The organism is Bradyrhizobium sp. AZCC 1721, from assembly GCF_036924715.1.
Lineage (GTDB): Bacteria > Pseudomonadota > Alphaproteobacteria > Rhizobiales > Xanthobacteraceae > Bradyrhizobium.
Genome location: NZ_JAZHSB010000001.1, coordinates 4,447,167 through 4,470,739 on the forward strand (window position 1 = coordinate 4,447,167; position 23,573 = coordinate 4,470,739).

A 23,573-nucleotide genomic window follows, 5' to 3' on the forward strand; every position below is an offset into this window, starting at 1 on the left:
AACTAAGTTCCGTTGCGTGCCGCCTTGCGGCCAAGAACGGGAGAAAACATGAAGTACCTTTTCGCAGCAGTTTTGGCCCTGGGCACCATTGCCAGCTTTAGCGCGGCGGAAGCTGCGGGCGGATGCGGCCCCGGCTGGCATCGCGGCCCCTATGGCGGCTGCCAACCCAATCGCCGGGTCGTTGTTCGGCCGGCGGCACCGGTCGTCGTGGTGCGTCCTGCAGCTCCGGCCGTCGTGGTGCGGCCCGGCCGCGTGTGCCCCTACGGCACCGTGTGGCGCTATGGACGCTGCCGCGCTTACTGAGAATTCGCAAGCATGACAAAAGCCCCGCTCGCGCGGGGCTTTTTTTATTGCTTCTCTAAACAATCCGCGGCGAAGTCTTACCAGTAGCGACGGCGCCAGTAGCGGCGGCGCCAGCGACGGCGGCGATACCAGCCCCAGTGCCGGCGGCGCCAACGGCGGCGGCGCCAGCCCCAGTGCCTTCGGCCCCAACCGCGACGTCGGCCGCGGCCCCATCGTGCTTCTTCAGGCGCGAGGCGATCGACCTCTTTGCCTGACGTGACAGCAGGTTGAGCATCCTTGTTGGCGGGCAGTTTCGCGTCATCGGCGAGCGGTGCCGGCATCAGCGGCGCGGCCTCCGCGCTCGCTGCGAGCGCGACACCGCCCGCGGCAAATCCAAAGGCGAGCTTCAGAAAGTGGCGGCGTTCCATCACATCCCTTCCTCCGTTTGCTGTGTGCAAGAAAGAGAGTTTCGATGTGCCGAGATGAACGCGCGGTGAACTGCGTGTTCAGCTTTGCTGCGAACGGAGTCGTTCGAGAATTATTTTCGCGCGCTGTTTTTTGCAGCGGAACTTTTTGTCGTCTTCGCGGTATTTCTGCGTCGCGCGCATGTGTGACGACGCGTCTTCTCTACGGCGGACACGTCGTCTCGCGTCTTACGCCACGCGCTCCTCGGCAAGCACCAGCACCTCGCGCGTCCGCGTCACGTCCGGCCAGTCGCGGTTGAAGTCTGTGACCAGGCGTTTCATCTCCGGCCCCTCGATCGCGCGATCGAGCGCAGCCTTGTCCGTGAACTGGTACATCGCCTCGTGCAGCGATGGATCGGTCGCGCTCCAGTAGCGCCACGCCTTCACCGCGCCGAACGATTTCATCGCATCCGGCAGATGCTCACGTGAGTACCAAGCGTCGAAGGCCTGACGCCTGGTGGGATCGGACACGGTGGCGCGGACGACGAAAAAAGCTGCGGGCATTTCATTCTCCCTGCTTTGGCTCTACGAAACCTATTCAACACGCAACTGTCACATGCTCCGTGATATCAAGGCTGCGCGCAATGCGTTATCCGAGGTGCCACCCATGCCCGTCCGCCATCGCTCCGCCCTCCTCTCAGCGCTCTGGCTGTTGACCGCAATCCCTCCCGCCGCGGCCGAGGACATCCCGCTGCCGCGCGAGCCACAGATTGGCCCGCGGCCGTTCTATCTCGTCGACAAGATGAAAGACGGGCCGCTGAAGCAACAACTCAGCCAGTGCACCGGGCCGTTCCGCAAGACCGATTTTTCCATCGGCCACCGCGGCGCCGCGCTGGAATTTCCCGAGCATACCAGGGAGTCCTATATTGCCGCCGCCCGGATGGGCGCCGGCATCATCGAATGCGACGTGACGTTTACGAAAGACCGCCAACTCGTGTGCCGCCATTCGCAGTGCGACCTGCACACCACCACCAACATCCTGACCGTGCCGGAGCTTGCCGCAAAATGCACGCAAGCCTTCAGCCCGGCAGATTCCGCGACGGGCAAGAAAGCCTCCGCAAAGTGCTGCACGTCAGACATCACGCTCGCCGAATTCCGGCGGCTGCGCGCGAAGATGGACGGCTTCAATCCCGACGCGAAGACGCCTGAGGAATATCAGAACGGCACGCCGCGCTGGCGCACCGACCTCTATGCAAGCTCCGGCACGCTGATGACGCATGACGAGAGCATCGCGCTGATCAAAAGTCTCGGCGCCAAGTTCACGCCTGAGCTCAAGGCACCCGAGGTGGCGATGCCGTTCGACGGCGATTACACGCAGGAGAAATACGCATCGCAGATGCTGGACGCCTACAAGAAGGCCGGCATTCCGCCGAGCGATGTCTTTGCGCAAAGCTTTAATCTCGCCGACGTGCTCTACTGGGTGAAGACCGAACCGGAATTCGCGAAACAGGCGGTCTATCTCGAAGAGCGCTACGAAAAGCAGGGTCTCGATCCCAACAAGCCGGAGACGTGGAAGCCGTCGATGGCGGAATTGAAGTCGCAAGGCGTCGCGATCCTCGGCCCACCGATCTGGACCATGCTGACGCTGAACGACAGACGAGAAATCGTCCCGTCCGAATACGCCAAGGCTGCGAAGGCCGCCGGCCTCGACCTGATCGGCTGGTCGCTGGAACGCGACGGCCCGCTCAACAAGGGCGGCGGCTTCTATCACAAGTCGATCAAGTCGGCGGTCGACCGCGACGGCGATACGCTGACGGTGCTGGACGTGCTCGCCAAGCAGGTCGGCATCCGCGGCATGTTCTCGGACTGGCCCGCAACGACGACGTTTTATGCGAGCTGCACGGGGATGAAGTGAGAGGCTTGTAGGGTAGAGCGGAGCGAAACCCATCGCGTCTAATTGGCCACTGCTTGCAATGCTGTGAGGGACGCACCAGGGGCAGGGTTCCCTCCCCCCTTGCGGGGGAGGGTTAGGGAGAGGGGTGCCGCACGACGTGCTCTCTCGATGTGGGCGTCACAACGGGCGACCGAGATTGAATTGAGGAGGCGGTGCGCACATCGACTCATCTCGCCCGCGGCTTACCCCTCTCCCCAACCCTCCCCCGCAAGGGGGGAGGGAGCCTGACCGATGTGCTCACCTCACACAGGCCCGTAGGCTAACTACCCCTACTTACGCTACGCCGGCTCCAGGCCAAGCGCCTGCGCGGTCTCGATCCAGGTTGGCAATTCGCGCTGATAAAGCGCATTGCTTTCCTTGAAGCCGATTGCCGGCTCCAGCACGAACGTCGCGAGAACTTCCTTCACTTTCGGATCGTTGTTGGCGGCCACGCAGAGTTCCGAAAGCCGATCGACGATCGGCTGCGGCGTCGCCTTCGGCAATGCCCAGCCTGTGAAGCCGCTGATGGTGAAGAACTTCGATGTCGCGCCTTGTTCGGGAAGGGTCTTGACGTCGCGATGGGCAGACGTTCGGGATCGCGGCGACCTTCTTCGAATGCACCGCGAACACCACGCCGTGGTTGCCTTGCAGGACGGGTTGAGCGGCCGTGTAGCTGCCCATCGCGACGTCAAGCGTGCCATCCATCAGGCCCGTCCACATCGGCGCTTCGCCCCGGTAGTGGATCGGTTCTATCTTGAGGCCGTACTGCTTGTTGAGTTCGTTGATCGTCATGTGCGGGGCCGAGCCCGTGCTATAGGTGCCGAAATTCACCTGGCCCTTCTTGCGCGCGAACGCGACGAAATCGTCCAGCGTTTTGACGCCGGACGCCAGGCTCGCGACCAGCAGCAGCCCGGCACCCGGAATGATGCTGACGAGCGTCAGGTCTCTGTCCATGTCGTAGCCGGGGTTCTTCATCATCACCCGATTCATCACATAGGTGGTCGAAATCGAGCACAGGATGGTGTGGCCATCGGGCGCGGCGCGTGCAACTTCGGCCGCGCCGATCGAGCCGGAAGCGCCCGCCTTGTTTTCGATGACGACGTTCTGCCCCACCTGCCTGGAGATGAAATCGCCGAAGGCGCGCGCGAGCAGATCCGTCTGCCCGCCCGCCGGGTAGCTGCAGACCATGCGGATATTCCGCGACGGCCACGCGGCTTGCGCGGAGGCGCCACGCGACAGCAAGGGCATTGCGGCAGCGGCGGTACCAGCAGCGATGAAATGACGGCGGTTGAATTTTAAGGGCATCTTTTTTCCTCCTTGATTTTTCAAGGAGGGTATCCCATCGCCCGGCTTCTGCCATAACAGAAAGCCGGGACAGATTAGCGCAGTTAACAAAATCCGGATCTTTCGCCACAACTCGCGGGCGTGTCAGCTCGATGATAGCATCTGCAACTGCAATTTTCCGAGAGCTGGAAAATGTGGTGCGGTGATGCTCGGTTGAGGCAACTTGAGCGTTCAGGATGCGGGCCGCAGCATCGGCGTCACCACTGGCGAAGAGCCGCTTTGGATTCTGCCGGTGATCTTGAAGCCGTGGCGTTCATAGAGCGAAATGTTACGCGGGTTCGAGCTTTCGAGGTAGGCCGCGATGCCCTCCTCGTCGCATCGTCGAAGCGCGTGTTTCATCAGCAACGAGCCAAGCCCCTGCCCGATCCATCTCGGATCGGCGGCGATAAGAGGCAGATACCAATGCGGCTCATGCGGATGATGTTCGGCCATTCCTTTCATGATGGCCCCGATATCCCCTGATATCTCCGGGCGCAGGGACTCCTCCATGATTGCGTTCATTTCTGCTTCGTCCGGCTCGACGCCTGGTGGTAGCCATAGAGCGGCAGCGCGAGCCCCTTCGGTGATGTAGGCTGTGCCATGCTCGAACGCACCGCCGCCGAAAGCATTGACCATCCGCGGCATTATTCTGAGGTATACGGACGGATCGGGCCAAGCAAAACGCGCCATCGGGTCAGCCGCAAAGCCGAGCACAATGGTGCTGATCGCGCTTGCCCGATTGTTCGCGTCTGCGGATATGACTTCCGGCACCGCCGACATCGTGTCGCTCCCTCGGTCACTCACCGTCCATCCAAGGGTCAATCGTACTTTACCTTGGGGAAAAAGTCTCCACGCCCCTCGGGGGTCATATCGAGCAGACCCCACAAGGGGTCGACCAGATCCCCGGCGCGATGATGTTGATTAGGCTCGGTTGGTGCGAAGCTCATCTCCGATCCCCAGAAGTGACGGATTGCTCCGCCGCTTTTCTTGAACACGTTGAAGATCGTTTCGTCCCAGTTCTCGCCGTCCGGAACGCGATGCTGTGCCCGCACGCCCTTGGGAAACTTCGACGTGTCACCAAAATAATCCGCGTCGTAGCTATTGCCCGCCGTAGACACCAGCGGAAGATGGTCCCAGCCGCGCTCGTGAGCCCACGCGGCAAGACGTGCGATTGGGGATTTCGCAACGATGTAAAGTGCAGCTCGCTGGCCGATGTGCCTTGCCGCGCCGTCGATCCCATCGAGCAGGTGCGTGCAGCCTGGACACGGCAGCTCCCGCTCGGGCCCATACATGAAGCTGTACAGAATGAGCGTGTCATGCGGACCGAACAGCTCGGACATCTTGACCTTCTCCGGCGCGGCATTCTTGCCGATCCGCTCGAATACATAGTCTTCCGGTACTTTGCCGCCGAGCGGCAAGGCGCGGCGCTTCGCTGCAACAGCTTCAATGTGGGCACGAAGCGCGATCTCTTCGTCCAGAAGCGCGTTTCTGGCAGCACGATACTCGGCGGTTTCGTTCGGGTAGCGGAGATGCTCCATGGCTTCCCTCCGGATTGAAGGTCTGTGAACCCATAAACTCATCCGTGAGTAGCGAGTTCCCTATTGCACCCGCTTGCCGCAACACACCCAACGCGCTGCACAAATCTGACCTTCGAAGTCAGTTATCTTGCGTCACCCCTGATCAATGAATGGCCGCCGTTGGCGTGGCCACCGACGAAGGCCCTGCCTTTTCGAGAGTGCTGGCAACGTCCTTCGCTACTGCGACCGGGCGGCTGATGGGAGGTGGCGGCCCGCCTTCCAGCGCTGGCAGGCTAATAACCGCCTGCAGCCCCTTCTGCTTGTTGGTCAAGACGATATCGCCGCCGTGGTGGCGGACAATGGTCCGGGCAATGGAAAGGCCGAGACCTACGCCTCCTGTTTCGCGGTTCCGCGAATTCTCCATCCGGAAAAACGGGGTAAAAACCTGCTCTTTGGCACTGTCTGGAATACCTGGGCCGTCGTCCGAGACGGTGATTTCGACACTCTCGGCTTGCCTTTCCACGCTGACGCGCGCCCGCTCGCCATACCGGATGGCATTTTCGACGAGGTTGCGGCACGCGCGGCGCAGCGCGTCTGGCCGGCAGCTATAGCTGATCTTCTGTCCTTCAGAAAAAGAGATGTCATAGCCGAGTTCAGCGAGATCATCGCAGAGACTTTCCACGAGAGCCGAGAGGTCCACGGTCCGCGTGCTTTCTGCGGTTGCGTCTTCGCGAGCGAATGCGAGAGTCGCCTCCGTCATCGTCTGGATCTCGGAAATGGTGGAGAGCATTTTCTCGCGAACGTCTCCGTCGGGCACGAATTCTGCTCGCAAGCGGAGCGAGGTCAAAGGTGTACGCAGATCATGACCGATGGCGGCCAGCATTCTGGTGCGGTCGTCGACGAAACGATGCAGGCGCGCTTGCATGCGATTGAATGCCTCGGCGGTGCGCCGGATATCGTCGGGGCCGGTTTCCGGCAGCGGCACGATCTCCTGGCCACGACCGAAAGCCTCGGCCGCTACGGCGAGCCGGCGCAATGGTTGCGCGATGCCGCGTGCGGCGAATACGGCAATGATCGACAACGACAACGCGGAGAGGCCGAGCGCCAAGGTGGATTTGGAGGTCCAGAAGCCATCTTGCGCGGGCTTGGCAAATGCAGTGTTCAGCCATGCTCCGTTAGCCAACTGAACGGCCAATCCCATGCCGGTGGCATCATCGAGATAAAGAAATTTCGCTGGTCGGGACAGCGGCCAAGCTTCCGGCCTTAGGTCGACCCATTGCGAGGAGGCGCCACTGCTGCTGGCAGTGTTTCGGGCGAAATCCGGTCTCACCTCGGCGGGCACGCTGTGGCCGGCAAAGGACATGCGCGGCAATGGCTGCGCCAGGCGCTCCCATGCCTCCTCTCGCCACGCGGAGGCATCCTTCAGTCCGTTGGTCGATATCCAATATCTCGCTGAACTGGTGTTGCTGGCATTAAGGATATCGGTCTGCAGCGACGGAGGCGTCGCCTCCAAAACCCGGGCGAGCGAGGCGCTCCGGCTGAATATCTCGCCCTTGGCGGCCTTCCGAATCGCCTGCCCGTGCTCATCCCAAGAAATGAAGAACACGATGGCTTGCGACAGCATGAGCGACAGCAGCGTGAAACAGATGAAGCGGGCCGCAAGGCTGCGCGTCCACAAGCTCATCATGGTTGCTCGACCTCTGCGACGAGGCTGTATCCACCGCCCCAGTGAGTCTTGATCAAGGCTGGTACTTTCGGGTCGGCCTCGATTTTCTTCCGCAAGCGACTGACCTGATTGTCGATGCTCCGGTCGAACGGATCGGCATCTCGGCCGACCGTCAGGTCGAGGAGCTGATTGCGGCTGAGTACCAGGCCGGGATGGTCGAGAAATGCACACAACAGGCGGAACTCCGCCGTGCTGAGCGGCACAGCAACGCCGTCGTCTCCCGTCAACTCGCGCCGGTTGACGTCAAAGGTCCATCGATCAAAACGTACAACCTTGGTCGCAAGCCGGCCCTTCTGCGGCGGCAGGCTTTGGACTCGCCGAAGCACTGCTTTGATGCGGGCGAGAAGTTCGCGGGGATTGAATGGCTTGCTCACATAGTCATCGGCACCTACTTCCAGGCCGACGATTCGATCGGTCTCCTCAGCCATCGCAGTCAACAGGATAACGGGAAGGTCCGTGGTGCTGCGCAGATGGCGGCAGAGAGACAATCCGTCCTCGCCTGGCATCATGATGTCAAGAACCACCAGGTCCGGAGCATTTCGTTCGAGCAAACGGCGGAATGCAACGGCGTTCTCCGCAAGACTGATGCGGTAGCCATGCTGCATCAAGTATTTGCCGACCAGATCGCGAATATCGCGATGATCATCCACGACGGCGATGTGAGGTGCCGAGTCCATCTAGTTTGCTCCGTCCCGGATCATACTGAAGTCCTGCACCCACCCCATCGAAAAACTGTAACAGAATGTATCGGCCGCGTATGATCGATCGAAATCAAATGCTTGTGGCTGGCTTCACTGACAGCGCCGCGGCATCGGGATCGCAGGATCCCGATGCCGGCCGATCCGAGCGGGAACCGGCCTCAGGTGCATGATTCCCCGATCTGGCTGAAGCAATCTAGGCACAAGCTGTCGCAGAACGTTGTCCTGGTGAGCCATCTTTGTCGCAATTTGTCGCAAACCCGTATGCCTGTTCAGACTTGATACAACTTAAGAAACCGCATTGAGAGCAAGGTCATTCAAGAGCGGATGACAGGAGCGGCCATCACCGATGGCCGCAACTGTCGCGAACTATCCAATGCAGCATTCCTGAGACAGATCGCGACAATTTCCGGCCGTCGTCGGCAAAGTTCTGCGACATCCGGACCCCATCGTGCGCACGCTCAACGAAGCAGGAGCGTTACATGTACGATGCGATGCACGCCGTTTTCCGCGGGGCCATTCCGGAAATCTCGAAAGGCTCATCGGCCGAGGGCGATGAAGACCACACTACACCGAAGGGACTGTTTCTTCGTAGAGCCGCAGTGCGGATAGGTTGGCTGCTCGTTTTCGTGTTGCGGAATACCTCGGCCTCCACCACCCCACCTGATTTGATGTACTGTGGAGATCGTATGGCTGTTTCGCGCCTCGTGACGGAGGACGATTTGACGTCCGAGCAGAAACCCAAGTTCGTGTGCAGAGTGTCCGACTTTACTTCTTGTAGGCCATGTCTTCGTATCAATCACGAAAGCTCATCCTCTGGTCCGATCAGCCTGACTGCCGCCGCACGCAAACAAGATGACGTCTCGCCCGGGCCGGTTTGAAGTCGCGATGCGCCGCATCATCGCTTCGCCGGTACGGCGCCGCTGCTGGGCAGACGCAACGGTCCAGCCCCTCCGGAAGCTCGCAAAGCCGATCCCGATCCCTGCGCTCCAGCCCGCTTAGACGCAATCAAGCACCCTGCGCCCGTCGCATTGTCCGATCCCAAATTGCCAGTTTGCGGACTTCTTCAACACAATCAGCGCAAAGCGGACGTTCGGCGTGTATCGGGTGTCGGAGAAAGGCCAGAGGACTAAACCGCTCGCGCGGTAGGGCGCTGCAGCAGGCAGGGCAGCCAACAGGATAGCGCAACAGGGCGTCCTGTCTTGAGATGAGGGGTTCGCAACCTTCACTCAAGACAGGAGCATTCCCATGACCGACGAGGCAATGAGCCCGTTGCGCCGGCGCATGATCGAAGACATGACGATCCGCAAGTTCGCGCCGAAGACCCAATATGACTACGTGCAAAGGGTCAAGAACTTCGCAGCATTTCTTGGGCGATCACCCGATACGGCCTCCTCTTTCACCAGCATCTCGAGGCGCGCGGCTTTGCAGGCCTCGGGCGAAACGATCGGCGGTGTTTTCATCGGAGTCACCTCCTGCGCGATGTCGCTTTCACTGCATGAAGCCTTCGGCGAGGACCTTCCCGGTCGCCAGGCTCGCGGTCCCCACACCCCAGATCTGCCGCTCATTGACCCAGCCATATTCTTTGGACGCGGTGGAGAGGCGGACGTTTGCGAAGATGTCGAGCACCGGCTCGCCGGGTCGCGGCGCCGCTTGGCCGTCGCCAGACAACGCGATCCGCTGGCCGTCCTCGGTCTCGATGATCAAGTGCAGGTCGAGCTCCATGCGACCATCAGCGCGGACCCGCACATAGTCGACGCCGTGCGCCCGGCCCGCGAGGCGTCCCTCGTACCGCCCAGCGACCGCAAGGTCGAATTGGGCTCCGTGTAGCGGAATCGCTTCCTGACCGGAAAGGATGGCGTTCAAGCTCACGCCGTAGTCGGTGACTCCCGTGAGATCGAGTTCCATGTCGTAAATCTTCTCGCCCCTCATCGCAGTATTTCCAGTCATCTTGCTTCTCCTGCTGTAAGGCTTCCTTGTGAGAACTTCGAGAGGGCCAAAACTGAGCATCGATTTATTCTTTTTGCTCTGCGACTTTTGTCAATGAGGTACACCGGTGTTCCTCATTGTGCTTTTGCCGACCGCCGTTGAAAATGACCGGGGCGCTTGCTGATTGAATTGCGTCGGCAATCGAATGGATTAAGAAATCCGCCAAGCACCGATGAATTTCAGTGGTTGCGCCGGTCTCACACACCGGGCTGGCAAGCCGGCTGACGTTGCCGTCTTCCGGATCACGACGCGAGGGCATTCAAAAAAGGACAGCCGGGGAGCTGAGGCAAAATGAAAGACAGATTTGACGTGCATCTGCGTGTCACCCCTACGCTTTTCATCGGCAAATGGACGGTCAGGATCCTTTTCTTGTTGGAGGAGCGGCCCTACCACCATGGGGAGCTGCGGCGCCGCTTGGGAGCCATCTCACAGCGGATGCTGACCCATACGCTTCGCAACCTTGAAACGACCGGGCTTATCTCCAGAGAGGTCACGCGATCAAGATCCCCAAGAGTCAAGTACTCGCTGACCAAGTTAGGCAGAAGCTTCATGGTTCCGCTAAACAGTGTCTGCCGTTGGATTGATCGCAATCGCACGGGCTTAAGCGCGACAATCGATCTTTCAAAGTAGCCGCGCGCGCCCGTCTCGACCGATGCCCACATTAAACGCCGGATGTCCGCAAGGGGGTCATAACGCGACCTCACCAAATCGGCGCTATTGGCGCAAAGCGGACGTTCGCCGAAAACACGAGGTGCGATCAGTGCCAACAATGGACTCGCGCAGCAAATGGCAATTGTTCGACACAGCCTTGCCACCAACTCCCGTTGGCGCGTCGATCAGCCTTACGGGTCGATGAGCACTCCAGGGTTGAGCATGCCTTGCGGATCGAGCTCTCTTTTTGCGGCCCGAAGCGCGGCCGCGAAAAGCTCCGGGCGCTGACGATCGTACCAGGGACGATGATCACGGCCAACGGCGTGATGATGCGTGATCGTCCCGCCCGCCTCGATCAGCGCATCGCTGGCCGCATTCTTGATCGCCTGCCACTGTTCCAGAAGCGCACCATGGCGGCCGAGTGCATGGAAAGAAAAATATGGCGCGGGCCCGTCAGGATAGACATGGGTGAAGCGGCATGTGACCTCGCCCTTTACGCCAGTCGCATCGAAAATCGCGCGCTCCGTTGCCGCCTTCACTTTGTCGTGGAAGCTTTCGAACCGATCCCAGGTGATAGCGGTCTCGAAGGTGTCGTTGATGATGCCGGCCGGGGTCAGGAACTCGCGCGCATAGGGCATACGAATGAATGCGTTGCGCCAGATTCCTGCCGCGCCTTCGAGATGTGCATCGCCGGCCTTTGCCGCCTCCGGTATCCCGCCATGGTCGGCGCAGCATTCGAGCGCGCGTGCCATCCAGGCATCCGGCGAATGGTCGCCCGATTCGAAACCGAGCACCATAATCGCGACGCTGCCGTCGGCAGCCCCGGTGTTGAATGCCTCTTGCGCGTCAAGGATGCGGCAGTTCGACGGATAGAGACCGGCCTGTGCGATCGCGCGCAGCGCGCGCGCCGCACCGAAGAACGAGTCGAAACGAACCGATGCGCCAGAACGGAATTTCGGGCGTGGCTGCAATCGCATCCAGGCGCGCGAAATCACCCCGAGCGTTCCTTCGGAACCTATGAACATGCGGTCGGGGCTCGGCCCAGCACCCGATCCCGGCAAGCGACGTGTTTCCATTATGCCGCGCGGCGTCACGACGCGCAGGCTTTCGACAAAGTCGTCAATATGCGTGTAGAGACTGGCGAAATGACCGCCCGACCGCGTCGCGATCCAGCCGCCAAGGGTTGAATACTCGAAACTCTGCGGAAAATGACGCAACGTGACGCCATACGGCTTGAGCTGGTTCTCCAGAGATGGACCAAAGGCACCACCCTCGATCAATGCGGCGCGCGATATCTGATCCACCTCGACGACCTTGCCGAGATTGCGCAAGTCCAGCGTGACGGCCGCCTTGTAGCTGATACCGTCAACGCGCGGCTCGACACCGCCGCAGACGCTCGACCCGCCTCCGAACGGCGTAAGCGAGGCACTGACACCACCGGCCCAGTCCATGACAGCGGCAATCTCTGCTTCGTTTCTTGGATAGGCGACCACGTCGGGCGCGCAATCGTAATCGCCGAGCATGGCTCGCACGTAGTCCGGATAGGATTTGCCGTAGGCGTGCGCGACGCGGTCGTATCGGTCGCTCGTGCAAAAAGCGGCAAGTGAGGCCGGTGGCACCACGCGCGGCGCGCGCAATGCCAGGTCCTCGAGGCGCGGGACAACTTTTGTCTCAAACGCATCGCGTGCAAATTTTTCGCGATAACGGCCGAGCACAAAGGCCTGCTCCTCAGCAGTCATGCCTTCGTCTTCGCGGCCCCAACCGTAATGTTTTAGCCTTGCACCGCTCACGGCCGCCTCCCTGCTTTTTCCATCTGAGCCGCCGTACCGGCTCTTAATCTTTTGAACGCGTAAAGGGCACAAAGCGCACCGGGGCGACGGCACGCGTCGTCGTCTTGTCGGGGGCCACTTTCTCGACGACCGTGAGTTGCTGACTGGCATAGGCCGATCCCACCGGCATCACGATCCGGCCACCCACTTTAAGCTGCTCGATCAGCGGCGGCGGCACTTCGCCAAGTGCCGCGGTGACGACGATGCCATCAAATGGACCGCATTCGGGCCAGCCAGCATAGCCGTCGCCATGCCTGACGCTCACATTGTCATAGGCGAGCTCTTTGAGTGTTTTCGCGGCGACCTCGGCCAATGACTGGACGATCTCGATGGTGCAGACCTTGCGCGCCAGATGCGCAAGGATGGCGGCCTGATAGCCCGACCCCGTACCGACTTCGAGCACGACATGATTGGACGCGACCCCGGCCAACTCTGTCATCAAGGCCACGATGAACGGCTGCGATATGGTCTGGCCGTGGCCGATCGAAGCCGGCCTGTCCGCGTACGCGATGGCGCAGGACCGCTCAGGGATGAACAGATGGCGTTTCGTTCGCCCCATGGCCTCGAGAACTCTCTCGGAGAGGCCCTGTTGTCCCAAAACACTGGCGTGGGAACGACGAGCGTAGGCTCTGATAGATTCAACCATGGCCGCGCGTTCGCGGTCGCATTGCACTTCCTGTGCCGCCGCCTCCTGTGCGACGACAACCATGGACAGAACGAGCAGCAGCAAGATCTTCATGATCATGCGGCCATCCAAAATCGAAGGCTCCGTCCGCTATCTAGGATCGAAGCCCCGTGGAACAAGTTGTCTTGTCCCTGGGCAGAGTGAACTTACTCTGCCCGAGTTCCAACTGTCGTTTGTCCCCATCTGGCGGCGGGAGGACAAGCCTTCGGCCAGCGCGGCGAAAACTACTGTTGTCCGGACTGCAACTGCACCGGCGCTCGCGCTTGCACTCTGGTTTGTGTCGGCGGAGGCGTCGAGACGGGCTTACGCGAAGAGCCGGCAATTGGCGGTGGCGGATTGGCTGATGTCGTCGCTGGTGCTTTGGGCCGCGGCTGTTGCGCGGAGGCGTTCGCGATCACCTGCGCCATTTGCTCCTGGTTTGCCTTGAGCTGCTGGGCGGTGCTGGCATTTTCGCGGACCAATTCTTCCTGGCCAGCCTTGAGCTGCTCGATCTCCTGCTGCACGTTGGCGAGATCACGCGCCATCGTTTGAAGCAACTGTGTCACCTCGGGAGAGACCGGGGCGGCCGCTGCGTCTTGCGGTGCGGTCTGAGCCGGAGGTGGCAATTGCGAAACTGAAGCATCCGCCGCAGCTACCTGAACGGTAGGCTCGCTCTGCTGGGCGGCGAGCCTCGGTGTTTCCGATGGCAACGACGAAGCCGGAGCCAGTTGCGGTACCCACGGGGCGATCATCAGCCTCGCCGCCTCGCCATAAGATTGCGAAGCGAAAGCAGCGATACAGATGCCCGCGGTCAACAGCAGGCCGACCAGGCCGCGCAGCGCCGGCCTGCCCCGCGACGACTGAGGAAGCCTGTTAACGGGCTTTTTCTCCAGCCTGGCAATCTGTTCATTGACAAGCGCGAGCTGTTCATCCGCGCGGGCAATCTTTTCATAAGCATGCGCGAGCCGTTCATCGGCGCGCGCCACCAGTTCGATGTCTTGCGTGGACAGTCCCGGATTAACATCGCGTGGATCGGTTTGCCTGTTATTTACCGCGGTATCCATGAGCGCCTCCTGCCCGGTTTGCGATCACCTGAATGGACGGTCGTCGGATTTTAGACACTTCCCACCGCCGTTTTGACCAAAGCAAGGCTGGAGGATGGAAAGTATAGGACCGATTTTGGGCATTAGACCTTCAGGCACCGCCCGGGTGCCTGGACGATGGACCTGTTGAAGTCGCATCGCGGCGGTCTACCACCTTGAGGCGATATGGCTCTCTTATGACGGCTCAGTTGGCCTTGCTGCCCAGGAAAGCCGGGATATCCAGAACCTTTTCCTCGATCGGAGTGCGTGCGGGAGAGGCGCGACCGTAGGGATCGAGGCGCTGCGATGCCGCGTGCCGCGCCTGTTCGGCGATCGGCGGCCGTGCTTCGAGGTGGCGCGGCGGCGGGATTAGCGACGGCGGGCTGGCGAATTGCGGCGACGATACGCCACGCTCGGCGATGCGACGCCGGTCGTTGCTCAGCCTACCGGCGAGGTCCGTGAGCAGGCCTTCCGCGGCTTTCGTCTGGCCGGTCGCGTCGAGATTGTCGATGCCGGTGGCCACGACCGAAACGCGGACGATGCCTTCCAGGGTGGCATCGAAGGTCGCGCCGACGATGATGTTGGCGTCCGGATCGGCCTCGTCGCGAATGCGCGTGGCGGCTTCGTCCACCTCGAACAACGTCAGATCCCTGCCGCCGGTGATGGAAACGATCAGGCCGCTGGCGCGCTTGATCGAGGGATTCTCGATCAGCGGGTTGGAAATCGCAGCTACCGCAGCGTTGAGCACGCGCTTGTCGCCGGAAGCCTCGCCCCTGCCCATCATCGCCTTGCCCTTCTCGCGCATGACCGAGAGGACGTCGGCGAAATCGAGATTGATCAGGCCTTCCTTGACGATGAGGTCGCTGATGCAGGCCACGCCCGAATAAAGCACCTGGTCGGCCATCGCGAAGGCATCGGCAAAGGAGGTCTTCTCGTTGGCCACCCGGAACAGGTTCTGGTTCGGGATGATCAGAAGGGTATCCACCGCCTTCAAGAGTTCCGCGATGCCAGCTTCGGCATAGCGCATGCGGCGCTGGCCCTCGAACTGGAACGGCTTGGTGACGACGCCGATGGTGAGAATGCCGAGCTCACGCGCGGTCCTGGCGATGACCGGCGCGGCTCCGGTGCCGGTACCGCCGCCCATGCCGGCGGTGATGAACACCATGTGCGCGCCGGTCAGATGATCGCGGATCTCGTCGATGGCCTCTTCCGCCGCCGCGCGTCCGATATCGGGCTGGGCACCGGCGCCAAGGCCTCCGGTTACCTGCGTACCCATCTGGATGACGCGCCTGGCCTTCGAACTGGTAAGCGCCTGGGCGTCGGTATTGGCGACGATGAATTCGACGCCTTCAAGCCCGGCGTCGATCATGTTGTTGACGGCATTGCCGCCGGCACCGCCCACCCCGAACACGATAATGCGCGCCCTCAGCTCGCGAATATCGGTGCCACCCATTTTTGCCCCACGGTTGCTCCGCCAAACCGCGGAATAGGAAGAGATTTGTTACCCACGACCAGCCTTGCGGTCTGCTTCCACCAAGCTCGCAGCCAGATGCCCCAGCCGGCGCGCAGAATGTCCGTGATTCTCGTTCGGACTGCTAGTTCGGAGAGCGGTCCGAAGCGCTGCCACCTGCCCCTCAAGCCGCGCCGTCGCCTCCCTGGCGGCTTTGGTCTCGGCAGTCGCCTGCAGCAGCTCAGCGATCAGGTGATCGGCGCGCTGGCGTTCGTACTCGAAATCTGCGCGATGATCGGCTGCCCTGGCCTCCAACTGCGCGACCTCGGCCTGCAGCGTTGCGACGAGTGCCCTCAACTGAGCGGCCTCGCCCGCCCGGTGACCACCCGGTGGATGTGGCGTATGCCTGATTTCAGCGAGATCAACGCTCACCAGGGCCTTCCCATCCTCGGAAAGCGAGCGCGGCAATCGGAGCCGCCTGGCAAGCGAACGGGCGGCCGCTGCCGAGATGTTCAGGCGGGCGCCCAGGGCTGCATAGGTCAGAATCTCAACGGACATCGGCTGTTCTCCTCGAACGAACCGCACTGGAATCGTCTGATGATGACCGGATAGTCCCCTTAAGTTAGAGGCCCTATGGTTAACAAACGGTTAAAGGACGGCCAGGTGCCGACTTGAGCGTGCCGCGGCCGCCACCTTGCTCGGCCGGGTGGTGAATCCCACCGGGATTGGGGTGATGCAAGCTGTGCGAGATCAACGGGTTGCGGTATATTCCGGCCATCGCGGCTGAGGCGCGATAGCGATGGATGACGAACAGCTTGCTGACCTGCACCGATTCCTGGCCGACTACCACCGAAGACTCGCCAAGGAGGCGGTCCTCGACGTTGTGCAACAATATCACTCCGACCTTGCGCAACGGCTCGCCGACGAGGCCTCGCTGATCCCAAGACGAACGGCGATCGCGCAACGGCTGCGTGAGGGTGAGCAGCGCATAAGGGACGACAAGGAGTGAACAACGGCAGTTCCGTAGGACCTCCCCTGACGGTTTCGCGAACGGCAGAGCAAGGCTATCATTTGCGCGGCATCACCATGCGATGGGGGCGGATGATCCGAAGGAGGCCGTCATGAACCAGCCGCAGCCCATCAAGGACGCCAGTCACCTTTACGAAGTCGAGCGTCGCGCCGAGCACGCCGCGCGCCCCGGCTTCCGCATCATGGAGTTGCAGCTCTCTGCAACCCAGAAAGTGCCGTGGCACACCCACACCAATGTCTCCGATACTTTTTACGTTCTGGAAGGCCAGATGAGGCTGTTCCTGCAGGATCCGAAAGAGGAAGTGAACTTGAGCCCCGGCGAAGTCTATGTCGTCAGGCCCACGCGACCGCATCTGGTGACCAACGGGAGTACGAAGTCGCTCACCTTCCTGGTTCTGCAGGGGGTCGGCGAATACGATTTTGTTCCGCGCCTGCCGGGTTAGGTTCGTAGCGGAACTTGGCAGCGGATACACATTGACGCGACCACCAGTGCGCGGACCGCAGCCGCCACACTTTGCTCAAAGACCGGATCGAACATCCCGGTAAAACAATAAGCGGGCTGGGCCGTTCTGTATGGATCAAATCCATCAAACCAGAGGAGACAGCCATGGCAACACAGGTGAAGCCGGTTCCCAAGGGATTTCACACCGTCACGCCTTATCTCGTCGTCGATGGGGCGGAGAAGGTCATTCGCTTCATGAAAGATGCCTTCGGAGCCGAACCGGTATTCGAGCCGATGATGCGGCCCGACGGCAAGATCATGCATGCGGAGTTCAAGATCGGAGATTCCATCGTGATGATTTCCGACTCCTCGGAGCGTGCACAAGCAACATCCACCATGCTGTATCTGTACGTACCCAACGTCGATGCAGTTTATCAGAAGGCGCTTAAGGCCGGCGCGACATCGTTGATGGAGCCGGCGGATCAATTTTATGGCGACCGCAGCGGCAGCGTGAAGGACGCGGCCGGCAATAGCTGGCACATCGGCACCCACATCGAGGACGTATCGCCGACTGAACTCAAGAAGCGCGCGACGGAGTTCATGAAGCAGCAGCACAAGGCGGCGTAGGCGAAGCTCGTGAGCTTCGTTGGCGGATTAGCGCTCGCGTAACTCGCGAATGTGCTGGCCCGCAGTCGCGGCGCGTTAGGCGAAAGCGGCTCCGGCCCCGCGGGCAGCACTATTGGCCGGGCAGTTGAGTCTAGGAGGAGAGGCAAGAAGCACTGCGGCAGGCGGCAGCGCCTCTAATTCGGCTGGATCGCTGCGCCGGCATGCTAGACAATAGAGCCCTATGTCCAGGTGGCTCAAAAACCTTCTGTTCGGGATTTGGGGTCTTCTGCTCGTCCCGCTGATCGCGCCTGCCCTCAAAAAATGGTTGGAGGAAAACATCTTCTCCGACCCTGAGGGTATGGCCACGGCGGCCTTTCGTGACGCGACGGCCACGCCCGTTTTCAGTAACTTCCTGGCACTGGGCCAACAGCCTTGGTTCAAACTTGCGCTGGTCTTCCTGACCGGGATTATCGTTGGCGTCTCACTCGAATGGCTGAACCGGAGGTCGGACGGGAAGAAAGCCTCCGAGCTGCGAAGCCTCGGCTGGAAGTTTCGCAGTCTTTCAGAGAGTATCAAGACGCGGACCGCGTCCTCGAGATGGCCGGACAGTGTGCCCGATCTCAAGCCTGCACTGCAGTCTGTACTAAGCTCAGCCAGGAAATTCGAGCTGTGGGTCCCGAACGAGCACGTGTACCAGTTGCCGGATGCGTCATTCCTTTGCGAATACCTCAGATGCGTCGGCAGGCTTTTGGAGGATGGCGATTTTAGCGAAGCCAGAAGGGAAGCGCTCTCCTGGAAGCCATTTCTCGACAACGGGGCGCTGTCCTGAGTTTTCGAACTGATTCAATCAGCCCGGATGCCAGGCCAACAACAATCAATCACGATGGGACGCGCTGGCGGTGCTGGACTTCTCGTGACCGCTGACCTCTCACAACGGCAAATTGTCGTGCTTCTTTGCCGGCATCTCGACCTTCTTGTCCTTCAGCATCGCCAGCGCCCTTGCGATCCGCTTCCTGGTCGAATGCGGCATGATGACGTCGTCGATGTAGCCGCGTTCGGCGGCGATGAAGGGGGACAGGAAGCGGTCCTCGTATTCCTTGGTGCGCTTGGCGATCGCCTCGGGATCGTTCATGTCGGCGCGGAAGATGATTTCGACGGCGCCCTTGGCGCCCATCACGGCGATCTGCGCGGTCGGCCAGGCGTAGTTCATGTCGGCGCCGATTTCCTTGGACGCCATCACGTCGAACGCGCCGCCATAGGCTTTGCGGGTGATGACGGTGACGAGCGGCACCGTGCATTGCGAGTACGCAAACAGCAGTTTTGCGCCGTGCTTGATCAGGCCGCCATACTCTTGAGCGGTGCCCGGCAGGAAGCCGGGTACGTCGACGAACGTCACGATCGGGATATTGAAGGCGTCGCAGAAGCGGACGAAGCGCGCCGCTTTCCGCGAGGCGTCAGAGTCGAGCACGCCCGCCAGCACCATCGGCTGGTTGGCGACGAAGCCGACGGTGCGGCCGGCGATGCGGCCGAAGCCGGTGACGATGTTTTTGGCGAACGCTTCCGAGATTTCGAAAAAATCGCCCTCGTCCACGACCTTGAGGATCAACTCCTTCATGTCGTAGGGCTTGTTCGGATTGTCGGGGATCAGCGTATCCAGCGACATGTCCATGCGGCCGATGTCGTCAAAGCTCGGCCACTCCGGCACGCCGTCGGTGTTGTTGGACGGCAGGAAGTCGATCAGCCGGCGCATCTGCAACAGCGTCTCGACGTCGTTCTCGAACGCGCCGTCGGCGATCGAGGAGCGCGTCGCGTGCACCGAGGCGCCGCCGAGTTCTTCCGCCGTCACCACCTCGTTGGTGACGGTCTTCACCACGTCAGGGCCGGTGACGAACATATAGCTGGTGTTCTTCACCATGAAGATGAAGTCGGTCATCGCCGGCGAATAGACGTCGCCGCCGGCGCAGGGGCCCATGATCACGGAGATCTGCGGGATCACCCCTGACGCGATCACGTTGCGGCGGAACACGTAGGAGTAGCCCGCGAGCGCCGCCACGCCTTCCTGGATGCGCGCGCCGCCGGCGTCATAGAGGCCGATGATCGGCGCCCTCGCCTTCATCGCCATGTCCTGGAGCTTGGTGATCTTCAGCGCGTGGGTTTCCGACAGCGAGCCGCCGAACACGGTAAAATCCTTGGCGAACACAAAGGTCTTGCGGCCGTTGACGGTGCCCCAGCCGGTGACGACGCCGTCGCCCGGCACTTTCGTCTTTTCCATGCCGAATTCGGTCGAGCGGTGCTCGACGAACATGTCGAATTCCTCGAACGAGCCCTTGTCGAGCAAAAGCTCGATGCGCTCGCGGGCGGTCAATTTTCCGCGAGCGTGCTGCGCCTCGATGCGCTTTTCGCCGCCGCCGAGCTTGGCGCCGGCGCGCCGTTCTTCGAGGGTGTCCAGGATATCCTTCATGCTGCTTCGGCCCGCCTTTTGAGTAACGATTTGAAGGCCTTCTAGCACGGCCTTTTCGGAAGCGGAAACACCCCGGCCTCTGGTACCGCCGGCCCACGGCCCCTATATGCGCATCCTGACTATGGGGACCGGAATGACCGATACCGCAAGCGCCGACACCTCGGGCGCCGTTACAGGGGGTGTGCGAACGGTGCTGCGGCTGGAGGGATTAGCGCTCTTTATCGGTATGACGCTGCTTTACTATATCTGGGACGGATCGTGGTGGGTTTACGCCCTGCTGTTCTTCGTGCCGGACCTCAGCTTTGCCGCCTATCTGGGAGGACCGCGAACCGGGGCCTTCATCTACAACGCCGGGCACAGCTACCTCGCGCCGATGGCGATCATGACCACCGGATTTGCCACCGCCGCACCGCTCACGCTCTCGATTGCCATGATCTGGCTGGCCCATATCGGCTTCGACCGCGCGCTCGGCTACGGGCTGAAATACACTACCGGTTTTAGCTTCACCCATCTGGGGCGGATCGGGAAGTCTCCGAATTGACCTTGGCTGCATTTGGATCACGCTAAGGCAGCCGCCTGCCCGGCAGGTCCTTGCCGTTCTGATGCAGTGTCAACGACGGCGCCGCGCCGCCTTCGGGCCGCGCGAAGGCGATCTGGGCATCGACCACGCGATAGAAAAATTCCGTCTCGCTCTCGGCGTAAACCTCGAACTCGGGCTGCGCCGTCGCCTGGATGAACAGCCGCGCGCCTTCCGTACGCACCGTCAGGATGAAGTTCGGTGACACCTCGTAACGTCCGGCATAGGTTGCAAGCACGGCCGGATCGACCGGCACCTCACGGCGAATTTTTGCAAGCGGATATGCCGTATTGATGAGATGCGTGCCGAGCGCGATATTCGGGTTATAATCAGCCGCATTGGAGAGCACGATGCAGTTGCGCCGGGTCTTGGTCGAATAACCGATGAAGGCTGCATAGCCGCCGGTGCCGCCACTCTTCAAAATCAATTCATCGTCGAAGCGCGACGAAACGAACCAACCCAGCGCCACGTCACTCTCCTCCATCATTGGACGACGCTTGGAAAGCGTCATCTTCAGCGCAGCGGCAACCGGCCCATCGGGATTCATGCACATCCGCACGAACTTCATCAGATCGTTCGCCGTCGAACGGAACGCGCCCGCACCGGCGAGCACTGAAAAATCCCAGTTCGCGACGGGTGTCAGCGCGGCGCTGTGGCCACGCGCCAGACGTTGCCGCATCGAGCTCGACAGCGTGATGCGCGTATCTTCCATGCCGAGCGGCGCGCAAATCCGTGAGATCACCAACTCCTCGTAGCTCTTGCCGGCGCGCCGTTCGAGGATGTGGCCGAGCAGGCCGAAACCGAGATTGGCGTATTCGTAGTGGCTGCCGGGCTTGTGTGCGAGCTTGTGGTTCGAGAGAAAGTCGTAGAGCCGCTCGAAGGTGTAGTCGATATAGGGATTGCTCCAATCCTTCGGCGCGAAATTCGACGGCATCCGCGGCAGGCCCGACGTATAGGTCGCAAGGTCCATCAGCGTGATCGGCGCCCCCTCGAAATCGGGCATCCTGACGCTGGCAGGCAGATATTTCGCCGCAGGGTCATCAGGTGCAAGCTCGCCGCGCAGCACCATGTCGGCAAACACCAGCGCCGTGAACACTTTGGTGATCGAGCCGATCTCGAACACCGTGTCGCCATCGAGCGGCCGATTGTCGGGGGAGCCGGATTGACCATACGCCGTGATGCTGTGCCGGTCCCCGTCGAGGAAAGCGGCAACGAGGCCCATCGTCTCACGCCCGACATCCACCCTCTCCTTGAGGATGGCGGCAACATCCTGCCCCGGTGTCATCTGGGCCCAACCCCAATCCGGCCAAAGCGAAAACGCCAAGCCTCCTAACAGCACCGAGCGACGATGCGGCATGCACGATCCCCCTGGTAGCCATGGCACGCTAGTACAACTTGCTCCCGCGCACCAGTCGATCGGGCGCGGCCGCCAATGCATTGTCCGGATATCGGAGAGGCATCGCTGCAATCTCGGGCACGGAACCTCGCCGCACGCTGTGCCGGTGGAGGAACCGTGAACCCTTTGGGGGCGTTGATTGCCAAACCGAAGGAGGCCATCAAGATGTCTGGATACAATTTTGCGCGAACGGCGTTAGTGGCCGCATCGTTATGCCTGACCGGCAGTGCGCTGGCCGCACCCGCCTCGCCCTTCGCCGCCATGGCGGGTACGTGGTCGGGCGGCGGCGTGCTCAGCACCAGTGACGGACAAAGCGAGCAATTGCGCTGCCGCGCGTCGTACGATGTCCTAGGAAGCGGCGATCAGCTTCAACTCAACCTGAGGTGCGCGAGCCAGAGTTACAATTTCGATCTCGCAAGCGAAGTCGAATACCGTGGCGGCGCGATTTCGGGCTCATGGAGCGAAGCGAGCCGCAACGCTTCCGGGACGCTTACCGGGCGCGCCGCCGGCGATCGTGTCGAGGCTGCCGCACGAGGCGACAACTTTTCGGCCCATCTGTCGCTGACGACCCGTGGCGGCAAGCAGACAGTGTCGATCCAGCCGCAGGGCACCAACGTCACGGCGGTCTCGCTGGCGCTGAACCGGCGTTAGCTGCGGGTTAAATCGCGACGATATCGGCAAGGCATTGCTGCACGACCGTCATGCGCGCGGCGATGTGGCTTTGCTCCTTGCAGTCCATGTTCATGGCGAACACCGTCTGCTGGCTGCCCTTCTCGGCCCAGCCGACCATCCAGCCCAAGGATGGCTTGCCCGCTTCCGCGCCCAGCAGGCCGCTCTTGGCGCGGATGGTGGCGTCGCCGACCTTCGTCACGGGGAGGATATCGCGCGTCAATTCCTGGCTGCGCTTGGAGACCGGCAGCACGCCGCGCCGCAGCCGGTCGACGAAATCGATCTGCTGCACCGGGTCGATGCGCAGATTGCCGGTCAGCCAGAACTGGTCGATGCCGCCGCCGATGTCGCGGTTGCCATAGTCGAACAGGTCGACATATTTCTGCATGCGCTCCTGCCCGATGCGGCGCGCGACCTCCTGATACACCGGCACCACGGAAGCCGCGATCGCCGAACGCAGCGTATGATCCTTATTCCAGGGCTCGATGCTGCGCGTCACGCCATCCCACTTGAAGACGTCCTTGTCGGGGTCCTCGACAACGCCAGTCTCGAGCGCGATGACCGAGTTTGGAATCTTGAAGGTCGAGGCCGGTAGCCTGCCCTCGCCCGAGCGCACCTTGTCGCTGGCGATGATGAGGTAGTCGTCTACCTTGTAGCCAACAAAGGTGCCGGTCGTGCCGAGATCGAAAAACCGCTTGGAAAGATCGTCGCGAAACTCGCTGCGCTGGTAGGAGACATTGGCAAGGGTGCGCGCGGGCAAAACAGTGGTCGCGGCAAGGAGGCCGAGCGCATGACGACGATTGATCACGAGGATATCCGAGCTGGTTGAGGAATGCCGACGATGC

25 protein-coding genes and 1 pseudogene are annotated in these 23,573 nt (G+C 61.3%); 9 read left to right on the forward strand and 17 right to left on the reverse strand.

Annotated features, from left to right (window positions below):
• Nucleotides 1–48: 48 nt before the first annotated feature.
• A complete protein-coding gene (locus tag V1273_RS21470) occupies nucleotides 49–303 on the forward strand; it encodes a GCG_CRPN prefix-to-repeats domain-containing protein (RefSeq protein WP_334363306.1) in 255 nt (84 codons plus the stop codon).
• A 77-nt stretch (nucleotides 304–380) separates the two neighbouring features.
• On the opposite strand, the gene V1273_RS21475 is transcribed toward V1273_RS21470, so the two are convergent.
• Both V1273_RS21475 and V1273_RS21480 read right to left on the reverse strand, forming a co-directional pair.
• On the reverse strand, nucleotides 381–710 hold the full coding sequence (locus V1273_RS21475; protein WP_334410789.1) for a twin-arginine translocation signal domain-containing protein: 330 nt from the start codon (nucleotides 708–710) through the stop codon (nucleotides 381–383).
• Nucleotides 711–935: 225 nt separating this feature from the next.
• Nucleotides 936–1,250 carry a hypothetical protein gene (locus V1273_RS21480; protein WP_334410790.1) on the reverse strand — a complete coding sequence of 105 codons (315 nt, stop codon included), beginning with the start codon at nucleotides 1,248–1,250 and terminating at the stop codon, nucleotides 936–938.
• A 103-nt stretch (nucleotides 1,251–1,353) separates the two neighbouring features.
• On the opposite strand from V1273_RS21480, the gene V1273_RS21485 reads away from it, so the two are divergent.
• Nucleotides 1,354–2,601, forward strand: a complete 1,248-nt coding sequence (locus tag V1273_RS21485; protein ID WP_334410791.1) for a glycerophosphodiester phosphodiesterase family protein — start codon at nucleotides 1,354–1,356, stop codon at nucleotides 2,599–2,601.
• A 317-nt stretch (nucleotides 2,602–2,918) separates the two neighbouring features.
• Here V1273_RS21485 and V1273_RS21490 read toward each other — a convergent pair.
• The 7 genes and pseudogenes from V1273_RS21490 to V1273_RS21520 all read right to left on the reverse strand — a co-directional run bounded on the left by V1273_RS21490 (nucleotide 2,919) and on the right by V1273_RS21520 (nucleotide 9,833).
• A pseudogene (locus V1273_RS21490) lies at nucleotides 2,919–3,924 on the reverse strand (Bug family tripartite tricarboxylate transporter substrate binding protein).
• Between the two features lie 210 nt (nucleotides 3,925–4,134).
• Nucleotides 4,135–4,722: a GNAT family N-acetyltransferase gene (locus V1273_RS21495; RefSeq protein WP_334410792.1), complete on the reverse strand. Its 588-nt coding sequence runs from the start codon at nucleotides 4,720–4,722 to the stop codon at nucleotides 4,135–4,137.
• Between the two features lie 38 nt (nucleotides 4,723–4,760).
• On the reverse strand, nucleotides 4,761–5,480 hold the full coding sequence (locus tag V1273_RS21500; RefSeq protein ID WP_334381872.1) for a DUF899 family protein: 720 nt from the start codon (nucleotides 5,478–5,480) through the stop codon (nucleotides 4,761–4,763).
• A 142-nt stretch (nucleotides 5,481–5,622) separates the two neighbouring features.
• Nucleotides 5,623–7,143 (reverse strand): sensor histidine kinase, encoded by a 1,521-nt coding sequence (locus tag V1273_RS21505; protein ID WP_334410793.1) that lies wholly within the window; start codon nucleotides 7,141–7,143, stop codon nucleotides 5,623–5,625.
• Nucleotides 7,143–7,862 carry a response regulator gene (locus V1273_RS21510; RefSeq protein WP_334363313.1) on the reverse strand — a complete coding sequence of 240 codons (720 nt, stop codon included), beginning with the start codon at nucleotides 7,860–7,862 and terminating at the stop codon, nucleotides 7,143–7,145. Before V1273_RS21510 ends, V1273_RS21505 begins: the two co-directional genes overlap by 1 nt.
• 1,355 nt (nucleotides 7,863–9,217) lie before the next feature.
• Entirely contained in the window at nucleotides 9,218–9,346 is a 129-nt protein-coding gene (locus V1273_RS21515; protein ID WP_334410794.1) for a hypothetical protein, read from the reverse strand.
• Between the two features lie 28 nt (nucleotides 9,347–9,374).
• The gene (locus tag V1273_RS21520) at nucleotides 9,375–9,833 is read right to left on the reverse strand and encodes a DUF3237 family protein (protein WP_334410795.1); all 459 of its coding nucleotides are present in this window, start codon (nucleotides 9,831–9,833) and stop codon (nucleotides 9,375–9,377) included.
• Between the two features lie 330 nt (nucleotides 9,834–10,163).
• Between V1273_RS21520 and V1273_RS34090 the strand changes: the two genes are divergently transcribed.
• Entirely contained in the window at nucleotides 10,164–10,502 is a 339-nt protein-coding gene (locus V1273_RS34090; RefSeq protein WP_442894101.1) for a winged helix-turn-helix transcriptional regulator, read from the forward strand.
• A gap of 212 nt (nucleotides 10,503–10,714) precedes the next feature.
• On the opposite strand, the gene V1273_RS21525 is transcribed toward V1273_RS34090, so the two are convergent.
• The 5 genes from V1273_RS21525 to V1273_RS21545 all read right to left on the reverse strand — a co-directional run bounded on the left by V1273_RS21525 (nucleotide 10,715) and on the right by V1273_RS21545 (nucleotide 16,106).
• Entirely contained in the window at nucleotides 10,715–12,262 is a 1,548-nt protein-coding gene (locus V1273_RS21525) for an FAD-binding oxidoreductase (RefSeq protein WP_334412251.1), read from the reverse strand.
• A 94-nt stretch (nucleotides 12,263–12,356) separates the two neighbouring features.
• The gene (locus tag V1273_RS21530) at nucleotides 12,357–13,097 is read right to left on the reverse strand and encodes a protein-L-isoaspartate(D-aspartate) O-methyltransferase (RefSeq protein ID WP_334410796.1); all 741 of its coding nucleotides are present in this window, start codon (nucleotides 13,095–13,097) and stop codon (nucleotides 12,357–12,359) included.
• A 164-nt stretch (nucleotides 13,098–13,261) separates the two neighbouring features.
• Entirely contained in the window at nucleotides 13,262–14,080 is an 819-nt protein-coding gene (locus V1273_RS21535) for a hypothetical protein (protein ID WP_334381868.1), read from the reverse strand.
• A 223-nt stretch (nucleotides 14,081–14,303) separates the two neighbouring features.
• Nucleotides 14,304–15,551 (reverse strand): cell division protein FtsZ, encoded by a 1,248-nt coding sequence (gene ftsZ, locus V1273_RS21540; protein WP_334363317.1) that lies wholly within the window; start codon nucleotides 15,549–15,551, stop codon nucleotides 14,304–14,306.
• A gap of 48 nt (nucleotides 15,552–15,599) precedes the next feature.
• Nucleotides 15,600–16,106, reverse strand: a complete 507-nt coding sequence (locus V1273_RS21545; protein WP_334410797.1) for a hypothetical protein — start codon at nucleotides 16,104–16,106, stop codon at nucleotides 15,600–15,602.
• Nucleotides 16,107–16,347: 241 nt separating this feature from the next.
• Here V1273_RS21545 and V1273_RS21550 point away from each other — a divergent pair, with 241 nt between their 5' ends.
• From V1273_RS21550 to V1273_RS21565, 4 genes are all read left to right on the forward strand, one after another.
• Nucleotides 16,348–16,557, forward strand: coding sequence for a hypothetical protein (locus V1273_RS21550; protein WP_334363320.1), 210 nt, complete (start codon nucleotides 16,348–16,350; stop codon nucleotides 16,555–16,557).
• A gap of 112 nt (nucleotides 16,558–16,669) precedes the next feature.
• On the forward strand, nucleotides 16,670–17,020 hold the full coding sequence (locus V1273_RS21555) for a cupin domain-containing protein (RefSeq protein ID WP_334363321.1): 351 nt from the start codon (nucleotides 16,670–16,672) through the stop codon (nucleotides 17,018–17,020).
• 164 nt (nucleotides 17,021–17,184) lie between these two features.
• Nucleotides 17,185–17,646 (forward strand): VOC family protein, encoded by a 462-nt coding sequence (locus V1273_RS21560; protein ID WP_334363322.1) that lies wholly within the window; start codon nucleotides 17,185–17,187, stop codon nucleotides 17,644–17,646.
• Nucleotides 17,647–17,866: 220 nt separating this feature from the next.
• Entirely contained in the window at nucleotides 17,867–18,454 is a 588-nt protein-coding gene (locus tag V1273_RS21565; protein WP_334363324.1) for a hypothetical protein, read from the forward strand.
• A gap of 99 nt (nucleotides 18,455–18,553) precedes the next feature.
• On the opposite strand, the gene V1273_RS21570 is transcribed toward V1273_RS21565, so the two are convergent.
• Nucleotides 18,554–20,086, reverse strand: a complete 1,533-nt coding sequence (locus V1273_RS21570; protein ID WP_334381865.1) for an acyl-CoA carboxylase subunit beta — start codon at nucleotides 20,084–20,086, stop codon at nucleotides 18,554–18,556.
• A 133-nt stretch (nucleotides 20,087–20,219) separates the two neighbouring features.
• Here V1273_RS21570 and V1273_RS21575 point away from each other — a divergent pair, with 133 nt between their 5' ends.
• Nucleotides 20,220–20,627 (forward strand): DUF4260 domain-containing protein, encoded by a 408-nt coding sequence (locus tag V1273_RS21575; RefSeq protein ID WP_334410798.1) that lies wholly within the window; start codon nucleotides 20,220–20,222, stop codon nucleotides 20,625–20,627.
• Nucleotides 20,628–20,649: 22 nt separating this feature from the next.
• On the opposite strand, the gene V1273_RS21580 is transcribed toward V1273_RS21575, so the two are convergent.
• Nucleotides 20,650–22,020: a serine hydrolase gene (locus V1273_RS21580; RefSeq protein WP_334410799.1), complete on the reverse strand. Its 1,371-nt coding sequence runs from the start codon at nucleotides 22,018–22,020 to the stop codon at nucleotides 20,650–20,652.
• A gap of 204 nt (nucleotides 22,021–22,224) precedes the next feature.
• On the opposite strand from V1273_RS21580, the gene V1273_RS21585 reads away from it, so the two are divergent.
• Entirely contained in the window at nucleotides 22,225–22,710 is a 486-nt protein-coding gene (locus tag V1273_RS21585; RefSeq protein WP_334410801.1) for a hypothetical protein, read from the forward strand.
• 7 nt (nucleotides 22,711–22,717) lie between these two features.
• Here the strand turns inward: V1273_RS21585 and V1273_RS21590 are convergent, their stop codons facing one another.
• A complete protein-coding gene (locus tag V1273_RS21590; protein WP_334363328.1) occupies nucleotides 22,718–23,536 on the reverse strand; it encodes a penicillin-binding transpeptidase domain-containing protein in 819 nt (272 codons plus the stop codon).
• Nucleotides 23,537–23,573 lie beyond the last annotated feature (37 nt).